The 9,973-nt window shown below is 53.6% G+C and carries 10 protein-coding genes and 3 pseudogenes; 8 read left to right on the top strand and 5 right to left on the bottom strand.

Annotated elements, in window-relative coordinates:
- From FFS27_RS21700 to FFS27_RS21685, 4 genes and pseudogenes are all read left to right on the top strand, one after another.
- Positions 1 to 526: pseudogene (locus FFS27_RS21700) on the top strand (phage tail tape measure protein); the annotation flags it as partial.
- 8 nt (positions 527 to 534) lie between these two features.
- Positions 535 to 1,374, top strand: a complete 840-nt coding sequence (locus FFS27_RS21695) for a phage tail protein (RefSeq protein ID WP_137952206.1) — start codon at positions 535 to 537, stop codon at positions 1,372 to 1,374.
- Positions 1,349 to 1,555 (top strand): tail protein X, encoded by a 207-nt coding sequence (locus FFS27_RS21690; RefSeq protein ID WP_015649042.1) that lies wholly within the window; start codon positions 1,349 to 1,351, stop codon positions 1,553 to 1,555. The genes FFS27_RS21695 and FFS27_RS21690 overlap by 26 nt, the downstream gene beginning before the upstream one ends.
- Positions 1,556 to 1,569: 14 nt before the next feature.
- Positions 1,570 to 2,622, top strand: a complete 1,053-nt coding sequence (locus FFS27_RS21685; RefSeq protein WP_112302828.1) for a phage late control D family protein — start codon at positions 1,570 to 1,572, stop codon at positions 2,620 to 2,622.
- Positions 2,623 to 2,659: 37 nt separating this feature from the next.
- On the opposite strand, the gene FFS27_RS21680 is transcribed toward FFS27_RS21685, so the two are convergent.
- A complete protein-coding gene (locus tag FFS27_RS21680) occupies positions 2,660 to 2,845 on the bottom strand; it encodes a DNA primase (protein ID WP_137952205.1) in 186 nt (61 codons plus the stop codon).
- A 111-nt stretch (positions 2,846 to 2,956) separates the two neighbouring features.
- Between FFS27_RS21680 and FFS27_RS21675 the strand changes: the two genes are divergently transcribed.
- The 3 genes from FFS27_RS21675 to FFS27_RS33680 are packed head-to-tail and all read left to right on the top strand — an operon-like array spanning position 2,957 to position 4,223.
- A complete protein-coding gene (locus FFS27_RS21675; RefSeq protein WP_137952204.1) occupies positions 2,957 to 3,586 on the top strand; it encodes a glycoside hydrolase family 19 protein in 630 nt (209 codons plus the stop codon).
- Positions 3,583 to 3,951: a hypothetical protein gene (locus FFS27_RS21670; protein ID WP_031652620.1), complete on the top strand. Its 369-nt coding sequence runs from the start codon at positions 3,583 to 3,585 to the stop codon at positions 3,949 to 3,951. The genes FFS27_RS21675 and FFS27_RS21670 overlap by 4 nt, the downstream gene beginning before the upstream one ends.
- Positions 3,948 to 4,223, top strand: coding sequence for a hypothetical protein (locus FFS27_RS33680; protein WP_078465069.1), 276 nt, complete (start codon positions 3,948 to 3,950; stop codon positions 4,221 to 4,223). The genes FFS27_RS21670 and FFS27_RS33680 overlap by 4 nt, the downstream gene beginning before the upstream one ends.
- Before the next feature lie 44 nt (positions 4,224 to 4,267).
- On the opposite strand, the gene FFS27_RS21660 is transcribed toward FFS27_RS33680, so the two are convergent.
- Positions 4,268 to 5,872: a hypothetical protein gene (locus FFS27_RS21660; RefSeq protein WP_137952203.1), complete on the bottom strand. Its 1,605-nt coding sequence runs from the start codon at positions 5,870 to 5,872 to the stop codon at positions 4,268 to 4,270.
- A 482-nt stretch (positions 5,873 to 6,354) separates the two neighbouring features.
- On the opposite strand from FFS27_RS21660, the pseudogene FFS27_RS21655 reads away from it, so the two are divergent.
- Positions 6,355 to 6,539 (top strand): annotated as a pseudogene (locus FFS27_RS21655) (hypothetical protein); the annotation flags it as partial.
- Here FFS27_RS21655 and FFS27_RS33325 read toward each other — a convergent pair.
- From FFS27_RS33325 to FFS27_RS33675, 3 genes and pseudogenes are all read right to left on the bottom strand, one after another.
- Positions 6,458 to 6,796, bottom strand: a complete 339-nt coding sequence (locus FFS27_RS33325; RefSeq protein WP_023127314.1) for a hypothetical protein — start codon at positions 6,794 to 6,796, stop codon at positions 6,458 to 6,460. The pseudogene FFS27_RS21655 and the gene FFS27_RS33325 overlap by 82 nt on opposite strands.
- A 438-nt stretch (positions 6,797 to 7,234) precedes the next feature.
- Positions 7,235 to 9,589 (bottom strand): P-loop NTPase, encoded by a 2,355-nt coding sequence (locus tag FFS27_RS21650; RefSeq protein ID WP_137952202.1) that lies wholly within the window; start codon positions 9,587 to 9,589, stop codon positions 7,235 to 7,237.
- 318 nt (positions 9,590 to 9,907) lie between these two features.
- Positions 9,908 to 9,973, bottom strand: a pseudogene (locus tag FFS27_RS33675) (hypothetical protein); the annotation flags it as partial.

Genomic DNA, 9,973 nt, shown 5'->3' with positions numbered 1-9,973 from the left:
GCTGGCACTCGTCGGTGCAGGCCTCCAGGCGGCCGACACCTTCGTGAACGCGGAGACGCGAGACGAAAAGGCCGCCGGCTACGGCGCTGCCCTGGGCGGCCTCGGTGGCACGCTCGCCGGCGCTGCTGCGGGAGCTGCGATTGGTTCTGTCGTTCCGATCATTGGCACGGCGATTGGTGGCCTGATCGGCGGGATGATCGGTGCCTGGGGTGGTTCCGAGCTGGGGGCCGCCGGCGGCAAAGCGCTGTTCGGCAGCGGCGGCCTGTTCGGCGGATCTGCTCCGGCGGAGCCCGCGAAGCCCGCTGTTCCGCCTGTCGCTGCGGTAGTGGCGGAGCCGCCGAAACCGGCGCCGGTGCCGGTGAAACAAGAGTTCAGTTTCTCGCCGAACATCAGTCTCACCGTTCAGGGGGATGCGAAAGATCCCGAGGCGTTGCTCCAGGCGATCATGCCAGAGCTTCGCCGGCAGCTCGCTGACTTTGCCGGGCAGATGCAGCGGGTGTCCTTGTTCGATGAGCCCAATGTGTAGGAGGGTGAATGCCGTACATCGAAATGATGGAATCCGGCCTGCGCCAAGTGGTGCGGGCCGGGGAGGAGGGGCGTAGGAGTGTCGACGGCATGTTGGCGCCCATCACGGGTGCGGTTTCCGATCTCACGGGCGCTGCCGATGAGCTGTCCACGCTGCCCGGCTTCCCGGTCGGTTTGGGCGACCGGGCGCTGCGACTGACTCGCAGCCTGGGCGTAGCACAGGCAAAGGTGGGTGGCGTCATGAATACCTACAGCAGTGCTGCCCGTGCGCTATCTGGGCTCGATCAGCGGTATGGAGCGTTGTCCGACGCCGTGTCGAAGGTTACCGGGCAGGTCGGGCGGCTCGCCGGCGTTGCCAGTCCCAAGCTGGCCAACATCATCCCGACCGGCTTGCGTTCGAGCATGACGCCGAGCGCGGCCGCCTCCAAGCCGTTTGCGCATCTGCTGGTCATGCAGCCGCGGGATGTGAACAGTAGCCCGTTCTACTTCAATCTCGACACGGCCGCGTTCGATGAACTGCGGAGGCAGACGGCGTTTCGTTGGGCTGCTCAGGAACGACTCACCCGGCGGCCGGCGCAACAGGCGGTCGGGGAGGGGGAGGACAAGCTGACGTTGAAGGGGGCTGTCTTCGGTATTCGGGTCGGCCTGGGGCAAATCGAGCAGCTACGTGAAATCGGGCGGCGCCAGGTGCCGCTCAGCCTGACCACGGGTTACGGCCAGGTGCTCGGCCTGTGGTGTCTGGCGAGTATCGAGGAGGAGCAGTCGGCCCTTGTCCAGGGCGGCGCCCCTCGCAAACAAGCATTCAGCCTGGAGTTTGTCCGCTATGGAGACGATCTGCAGAACGTCTGACGGGGATCTGCTGGACACGCTCTGCGTCCAGTATTACGGGCATCTGGTGGGGACAGTGGAGGCGGTCTACGACGCGAACCAGTGGCTTGCCGATGAGCCGCAGCCCTTCCGGGCCGGCCTGCTGATTGTCATGCCCGAGGTCGAGGTACCGGTGACCGGCGAGGTGCAGTTGTGGGGCTGATCCCTGGAGGATGAATGAAGCCGATATTTAGGGTGATCGCGGACAAGGCCGATATCACTGCGCGTATCAACGACCGGCTGTTGCTGCTGCGCACGCTCGACAAGCCGGGAATGGAGTCCGACGAGTTCGAGTTGCGCATTGACGACCGCGACGGTGCCGTGGTGCTGCCGGAGCGGGGTGCATCGGTCGAGATCCAGATAGGCTATGACGGGCGCGGGCTGACCCGGATTGGCATCTACACCGTGGACGAGGTGGAGTTATCCGGCCCGCCGGATACCATCGTCATCCGCGGCAAGGCCAGCAGCATGCGCGGCAGCGGCAAGACGATCCGCGACGGAGGCTGGGAGGGGGTGACGCTCGCGCGGATAGTGGCGGACATTGCCGCACGCAACGGCTGGCAGAGCGAGTGCCCGGTGCAGACGGTGGTTCCGCGTGTCGACCAGATTGGCGAATCGGATTTTAACCTGATCACGCGGCTGGCCAGACAGTACGGCTGCACGGCCAAGGTGGCGGCGGACAAGTTGCTTGTACTGCCTCGCGAAGGCGGGGAGCGCGCATCCGGCGCGCCACTGACGACCGTCACGCTGACCCGGCCGGAGATTACCCGGTTTCAGTTTCGGTTCAGTGACCGGGCCACGCAGAAGGCGGTCAAGGCGGCGTATCAGGACAAGAAGACGGGCAAGTTGGAGGTGGTCGAGCTGGCGAATGCAGAGGCTCCGGCCGGGCTTCCGCCCGTGCATACCGACCGCCATATCCATCCGAACAAGAGCGCCGCTGAGCAGGCCGCCAAGGCGCGGTTGGCTGCGTTCAACCGCTCCACGGCTGGGGTGCGCCTGGAAATGCCAGGGCGAACGGATCTCTTCGCGGAACGAACAATAGTCGTCGCCGGCATTAAGTCGGGAATCGATGGTTCCTACCTAGTGGAGTCGGTGGAACAGGTATTTACCCAGGCTGGCTGGAGCACGACGGTTGAGTGCAACGCCGGCAAGAAGGGCAAGGCCAAGGCCGCTGGCAAGAAGAAACAGAAAAAGCCACTTCAGGTAGTGGCCATCGGGAAAGCATCGTGAAGGGCCCGCCGCCTGTATGAGCAGGCGGGCGGTTGGGTCACCAGTCCTCTGTCCTGTACTCGTCTGGCAGGGACTGTTCCCGTTCCCAGCGTTGTTCGAAGTGGTCGACCAGCAGGGTCATAAGGGCGTCACCGAGGAGGTCTTTTTCCTTCAGTTCGGCCAGCGCTTCAGTGCCGGTTAGTTGTTTCTCGGCGTACCGTTTAGCGATGTTCCTTACGCTCACTGTTCTCCTTCCTCTCTAGCTCGCGGTTCCTGGCGGGCTGCATTGTGCCATCAGAATCTATCCATTAGTACCCAAAGCCCGCGCATGCGGGCTTTTTCATTGGAGTTCGACATGCCTATCACTGAAAGCCAACTGCTGTACGTCCTCCCGAGGTGCCGGCCGGCCGTTGGGATTTTCCTGCCCGCGCTGAATCGGGCCATGTTGCAGTTCGATATCCTGGGCGCAGCCAGGCAATCGGCGTTTCTTGCCCAGGTCGGACATGAAAGCGCCCAGCTCACGCGCCTGGTAGAGAACCTGAATTACTCGGCGCAGGGGTTGGCGAATACCTGGCCGAGTCGATATCGCGGCGCTGACGGACGCCCAAACGCCCTTGCGTTGAACCTCGCTCGGCACCCCGAGGCCGTTGCCAATAACACTTACGCCAACCGCAACGGCAACGGCGACGAGTCCAGCGGAGACGGCTGGCGGTTCCGCGGTCGAGGGTTGCTGCAAATCACCGGCCGTAAGAACTACCGAGCTGCCGGCGCCGGCCTCAGCCTGCCGCTGGAGGCTGAGCCTGAGTTGCTGGAGCAGCCCGAGCACGCGGCCAGATCGGGCGCCTGGTGGTGGGCGGCGCATGGGCTCAACGGCCTGGCCGACTCGGGCCGTTTTTCGCTTATCACATGTACGATAAATGGCGGCATGAACGGCCAGGATGAGCGGGTAGAACTGTGGGAGCGTGCCAAGGCGGTGCTGTCGTGATCTCCGCCCGTGATTTCTCGGTCGCGCTGGCCTGCCTGCTGCTGGTCGGCCTCGGCGCCGCCGGCGGTGTGTGGCTCGGCGCGCGACACTACTGGCCGCAGCTCGATGCCGCGCGGTCGGATTTGGTCGCCTGCCGTGCCGCTCGGGACAGTCTGGATGCCGCAGTAGCGGAGCAGGACCGGCAAGTTACCGCGCTGCGCCAGGCCGGCGAACAGCGCGCCAGGGAGGCAGCCCTGGCGGTGGAGCAAGCGCGTCAGCGCGCCGACGGCGAGTATGCCGCGGCACAGCGCCTACTGCTGGAGCGCTCCGTCGGCGAGCAGTGCGCGGCCGCCGAGGCGATTATCGATCAGGAGATGGGGCTATGAGGGTGGTGCTGATGTTGATGGCGATCGCGCTGGCGGGATGCGCCGGCAAGGTCGAGCCTGAGCCGCGCATGGTGCGCGTGGAGGTTCCGGTGGCTGTGCCCTGCCGGGTACCTACAGTAGAAATACCGTCTTGGGCAACCGCTGGACTGAAGAAGAGCGACGACCTACAGACTAAGGTCCGCGCATTACTTGCAGAGGTCCACCAGCGTCGAGGGTATGAGGCTAAACTACTAGCTGCATACGCGGCATGTCGAGGAAACAGCATAAGCTAGATGCGGGTTTATCTGAAAGTAAAATAAGTATAACCTTACAGCTATCAGTCCTCTGATGGTAAATTGGGTATATTCTCTCCTGTTGAGCTATCTGTTTCGCTAAGATAAAAAATCTTCAAGGAGAAGTTTTCCATTGGTATTATTTCGCACGCAATGTCGTTGTCTGTGGATATTGTTTCTCTATTGAGAACTTTAATTCGTACCCTTGTGAGTTCGAGGACCTTTTGTGGCATTTTTATAGATTTTCCAAATATTGAAACTGTTTCCTTCTCTGTTTGGGTGTTTCTCAATTGTAGGTCTACATCTTTTTCTATAATCTTAAGCTGATCACTTATGTTGTCTTCTTTGGTGAGCTTGAATTGGATAGGTTTTGATAAGTCTTTTTCTAGTCTTATGTAGGTTCCTTCTATCATGGATGATATGGCTATTAGTCTATCGATATCCTCTATGGGTATGGTTTGAGTGTCATCAAAAAGTATCGTTGTGTTGGTGAATTTTGATATAACCCTCGCGGCATCCAGGTAGAGGAATAGCATCTCTATGTTCTTGAATTGGTCTTCAAATGATGAGGCCTCGCTTGAGACGGATAGTATTTTTTCACCTTTGTGTTCTAGGGTTAAGTTGATAATGTGACCGTTGTTTATGTTTAATAGGAGGCTTTTTATTTTTGAGAAATAAGGTAGGTCGGTGATGGAGAGTCCATTCCAGTATTCCGTATAAGGTGTGATTGTAATTTTAGACTTGTTGTGGGGCTGTAAGCTTATATGCATTTCAATTTTTAACATTCTCTCCATCGTGAAGCCAGTAAAAGTGCCACTCACTGTGCCGTAAGAGAGGTCTCCTGATATGTCATTAAAAATCTCAATATTTTGAGTGGATTTATTTATTGTGGAGACTCTTAAGGTGCATGCTTGGGATAGGCTGCCAATTTCTAACTTGCTTGACTCGGTAGCTATTTTTTCTAATAGTGGAGAACCTGTTAGATTTACATCATAGGTGTCGATTATCAAACTTTTTCCTTCTTCGATGAGTTGACGGTATCCCTGTACATATCTCTTTGGGTTTTTGAGTTCTAAGGTTAGTGGTACTTTCAGGTTTTCTCGGGGGGTTATATGGAATATGGTTTGTCCAGACTTGTGTACGGTTTTGACTTGGAAGCGATCATCAAGGGCGCTAAATGCCCTCTCTACAGCTCCGTGAACATTGTTAATTGCTTGGGCAATACCAGACTTGATTGGCATGCCGGAAAGTGCCGTTAACAGTAGGTCTTGTGGGGCGGAGTCAGATTGGGCAGGTATACCAATTTTGGCTTGGCTACGTTGTTCGGCTGTTTTTTTCCACTCATGTAGAAGCTCAGCTGGGTATGCAGTCGGGTCTTTGTCGATTTTATATGAGCAGGGTATACAGAGCCAGATTCCATTCTTGTAAGCTGAACGTTGAGCTGGAGTCATGTGTGGGACATAGCGGGGCCCGCCAGGTGACGCTGCACAAATATGCGCTCCAATGCCCATATTAAGCTCACCTTCCTCCTCGCCAGTTTTTGCCCCGCTAGTAGGTGCATAGCAGGAAGGGTTTGAGCATACATTTCCAACTCTGTTTTTCAGTTTTCGAAGAGTGGATGATTTAAAGTTGTTCTTTTTGTCTCTCATGTTTTGCTTGGCTCCATGGCTGCTTGTGTAGCATCACATAGTACCAGAAGGAGGAAAGTGAAATGTAGTGGCTATGTACCTTAGGACGCGCATGGATGCTGGGCTATTGTCAGTTTGTTAAGAGTGATCCACTATTACGCAGTGAGCGTGGAGCTACCTGCGGTGGAGCAGGCTCGCCGTAGAATCAAGAGCTGCTGAGGGGCGCACTTATAGATTGAGGGTAGATGTCTTTTCTAGTTTAGTGTCAGGGCATTTAGAGAATTTGATGCAGCTGAATGGGGCTCTATGCTAATTAAGGTTCTTCAAGGGATTTAATCATTTCAGTGCCAATGCTGCCGTGCGATAGTTCACCTTGGCCACGATCAGATCAAGACCCCGTCAAAACTGGGCGAAAGTGCAGTACCTAGAAGCTACTGGTCGCCGTGGCCGTCGAACTGCTGGAGCCAAGTGATTCGCCCGCATCCGGCTGCGTCGCATCCCGAATCGACGAGTTCGTCTTTCGCTTCAACCGCCGAACCTCAGGCTCGCGCGGCCAGCGGTTTTTTATCGGCTGCTCCAGCAGATCGTAGTCACCGCTCCTGTGACCTATTCTGCTTCGATCCGCTCCCACTCTCGGCGGTACTGTTCGGTTTCGTTGATGCAATCTTCGCAAAGAGCGTCGCCGTAATAACGTTCTTGCTCTAGCGCAGCCGCCAGCTTCTTGCCCTTAAGAAGCACATTACAGTCGTTGTGGTGGCCGCCTGGATTTGTAACCCCTGCACACTCTTGGGTCAGGTGTGGTCGAAGCACGGCCTGTTGACGTGCGGTGAGGTTATTGAATCCTTGGTCCATGGCTAACTGGGCAATCCCTCTTACCATGGCATCGCATTCGTCAAGGCTGCCGTTGCTGAGGCGTTGCCGCAGAACGTCTACTTCGTCACTCATTGTTACCTCCTAGGGTCAAGGTCCATATGAGGCATTACGATATCATTCGCTAGCTGGTATAGGGGGAGAATTAGAGCGATAGTCGCTACTGAATGGCACAAAAATCGTAAAGCGTGCAAAGCTAGTCTTGGGAGATCGCGTAGAGCGTGGCGTTCAGGAAGCGTCAGCCCAATTCATCATCGGTGTAACGGAGAAGCCGCGAACGGGTGGCGATGAGCTGTGCGCCTCAGCAGGTCGCTGGGGCAGAAATGGGGCAATTTGTCCACCAACCTATGCCATTCAATGCCATTTGAGGCTTGGCGCCGTAGGGTAAGGAAAGAAGCCAGGCCCTTATCTGGTCTGGCTTTCGGGCATTTCCTGACTAGTAATGCAGCATAATTGGCGTGTGATGGTTGATGTGTCTATATTAGCTAGGACGTATTAGGTAGTCGGCGGTTCTCACATCGTGCGTTTTATAGCGCGTTTTGCCTGCCGCAGTTGCTGGATCATTCTCGTCATCGTCCTATCTCCAATTCTCGACGCTAATTCAGCCTCAAGCCAATCTCGAGCTTGATCTAAATATTGAATGCTCTCGGGTTGATTAGGTAGACGATTTGCAAATTTTATTGCTTGGTCGGCGAATACTTTTGCGTGATATGCTTTTCGTATATCGCTGTTGTAGCATGATGCTAAGATCTCCATACTTTCGATAAGTGTAGAGATTACGTCGCTGTCGAGGGGTTTGTCGCTGTTTGCAGAGAAGAGGATTACTGCATAAGTATTTCGGACAGGTGCATTCCGTCTACCGACCATAGTCAACGCTTCATCGATCCAGCTAAAAGCCAAATGATATTGCTTTTTATGTGCTAAATAGATTGCGCCTTGTTGCTTGAGCGAGTGGGAGTTGTCTCGTGTTGAAGAAAGCTCGTAGAATGCTAAACCTTCTTCCCAGTTGGAGAAAGCTTTTCCAACTAGTCCGGCCTCATAGGCACCCCTTCGAAAAATATCATATCTGCTTATTTTGGTTGGTGAAACTTCGCTATGGAACGTGAGGAGTAACTGTTTAAGATCTTCCGACGGAATTTTGCGCATCACGGCGTCAGCCACTGAGCGAGAGCGTGGGACGAAATAAGCCTGTGTTGCGTCTGATAGTGAACCTTCATACGCGGAAAGGAAGCTTCCCATTGATCTGAGAGTTTCAAGTACCTCTTGAGGATCAGTAGTATGGTTTCGAGAGTAAGCGATTGCCACGTCTAAAGATGTCGGTACGCGACAAGAGTACAAGTAGCAGCACATTACGAGTAGGTCATGCTTAAAGGGTGACTCAATTTTAAGGCTTTTGAGCGCGTCAATAAACCTGTCTGTCAGAGAGTGGTCCGCAATAGCACTGTCGATAACCTCAAAAAAGGTTGGGGGGGTTTCAACATCTAACTCTCTGGGAAGAGGCTTGAAAACTTCTCGTCGTTTTAGCCCTGCCGGTATTTTGTCCCGGACTGCCTGCACGTCTAGTGGAGTTAAACCTGTAACATCTATGTGCTCAAATTTTCGACGCGGAAATCTATGGGCGACGCTGTCGTATATGTAGTCGCGTTCAGCTGCAATTACCGTGATATTCGGGCTGTCTGAGAGGAGGTTTATCGCCTCCCACGCATCGGCAGCATTATCTATGAAGAGCAGAACGCGTCTACCTTCAGAATCAATCTCGCGCTTTAGAAGATTTGCTTTTTCAGGTGTGATTTCCTCAATGAAGAACGGCCACCCGAAGTCGGCGGAAGTTATTGTTAGTAGCTTTAAGAGAGTTGTTTTTCCTGTGAGGGCACCGCCGGTAAGTATGACGTTTTTTTCAGCTGCTATGTTGTTGCTGATTCGTTGAAAATGCTCATTTTTGTGAAGGTTTCCATAGAATACATCGTACCAGATTGGCTCGGCACCTAGGTAAAACTCTCCTAGGGTTCTAACTGGCATTTGGGCTTTTTCTGGGACGGTGTACTCTTTGAATGAGGAGGCGGCACGTATCCTTTTTTTGTCTGGCTTGTTTGTTGCCTTAAGTTGCTTGAAGTAGTTGAGTAGCTGCTGGGTTTCGCCAACTATTATTTGGAAGCCCAAGGAGCTATAGTATTCCTTCGCTTCTTTATCGTCTGTTCGCAAGACAATCCAAGACGGAGCTCTATCCTTTCCGCTTGTTGTTTCTTTCGCGAGGGACTGTAGAACTCCCGCATCTGATACGCTGTAACCCCAATATAAAGTTGGTGTGTTTTTGATTCTGTTGATGTAGCCGTACCATTTATCCTTGTCGCGTTCGAAGCTAGACGAAAGTTCTACTGGAGAAAAATCAAAATTGCCGTCCTCGTAACGTACGCAGCCATGAAGCGCTATGTAGTCAATTGCGTTGCGGTCATTAATTGAAGGGCCGCGAATGGCAATGTCGTTCAGGTAGTAGTTGTTGCTGTTTTCGTAAATTCGATACGTTAAGTCGTCGATATTTGTTGTAAAGATTGATTTGATGTTTACCCGTTCAAGGGCGTCGTATTCGTTGTTATAATTTATGGTGGTAAATCTGGTTTTTAAAAACTCTATTAATTCATCTTTTTTTGTTGCGCTTAGGATTAGACAAAGCTGAGATAATGAAAGGTTGGAGTTAGAGTCTCTGTCGAAGTAATCTAAAAGCTCTTTTCGCAAACCATCGCCAACGGGCATGGTTTTAGGGATGTCTCTCAGCATCCCATGGGCTAGTACCGAGAAGCCTGAGCCGGTAAAAAGATTGATTCCGTTCAGTAAGTGGTGCTTGAATAATGCTTCGTTCTGAATTTGCATTTGCACGTCCTTAAATTAATGCATGAAGTCAGGCTGGAATTTTAAGTTTGAAGTGCCTATGGCTGGTGTAGATTATGCAACATTCATTTGTGTAGCTTGCTTATGATGCAAGAAGCTAAGCGATCTTGATAACACAGCTGATCATGCTGTCAGCCCTCATGATGATCCATTGCATCAAATCATGAACGTGTTGTGCGTGATTTTGAAGTGCTAGTAGGGGTGTGGAGATCCATTAGCCATTCTGGGTGGTACAAAAATGGTACAAAGGCGTGACTATGGGGCTGTACAGCGCGCGAAATAAGACCTTCAGGGAAAGTAGGTCCAATCCATCATCGGCGCAACGGAGAAGCGGCGGGAGAGGGCGGCGGGGGCGTTGGTCGGTTC

Origin of the sequence: Pseudomonas sp. 2VD (assembly GCF_005503585.1) — a bacterium.
In the GTDB taxonomy this organism is placed as follows: Bacteria; Pseudomonadota; Gammaproteobacteria; order Pseudomonadales; family Pseudomonadaceae; genus Pseudomonas; species Pseudomonas aeruginosa.
This window is presented reverse-complemented; position numbering and strand designations above follow the sequence as displayed.